Below are 675 nucleotides of genomic sequence, written 5' to 3'. Positions count from 1 at the left end.
TTATCTCAAACGATGTTGAATCAATTAATTCTCCTCAAATCCAAAGATATAATGACAATGCTTCACCAATTCAAAGCGCATCAACTTCCGATCATCCCATTTCAGAAATACTAGATAACCAGTCCAACGATACAAATCAGGTAGTTCAAAGGCAAGTTGATGCTTCTGATTTACCAAATTTGCCAATTGTTTTACCGACTGTAAACAATACTCCATTAGAAAGCGATCGCAATATTCAAGCAAGTAGCAATGCAGATTATTCTGCTCCTATTCGAGCTATTGCCCAAGATATTAATTTATCTCAAACTGATGCTATACAAAGGCAGACTAATGATCCTAATCCTATCGATCGCAATCAACCTGATATAGCTCAGCTAGATGATATTACTCAAAGCGATCGCACGATCCGAGGAGAGTCCGACTTTACCATTCAACCTTCTCAAACCACTGAAATCCAAAGACAAGTTATCTCAAACGATGTTGAATCAATTAATTCTCCTCAAATCCAAAGATCTAATGATAATGCTTCGCCAATTCAAAGCGCATCAACTTCCGATCATCCCATTGCAGAAATACTAGATAACCAGTCCAACGATACAAATCAGGTAGTCCAAAGACAAGTTGATGCTGCTGATTTACCAAATTTAGAAAGCGATCGCAATATTCAAGCAAGAG

General features: G+C 37.6%; 1 protein-coding gene. It reads left to right on the top strand.

Features of this window, described 5'->3' with window-relative positions:
- Positions 1-675: hypothetical protein (locus PSE7429_RS26505; RefSeq protein ID WP_040690566.1), on the top strand; the 675-nt coding region annotated here is incomplete at both ends.

The organism is Pseudanabaena biceps PCC 7429, assembly GCF_000332215.1.
Taxonomy (GTDB): Bacteria; Cyanobacteriota; Cyanobacteriia; order Pseudanabaenales; family Pseudanabaenaceae; genus Pseudanabaena; species Pseudanabaena biceps.
This window is presented reverse-complemented; position numbering and strand designations above follow the sequence as displayed.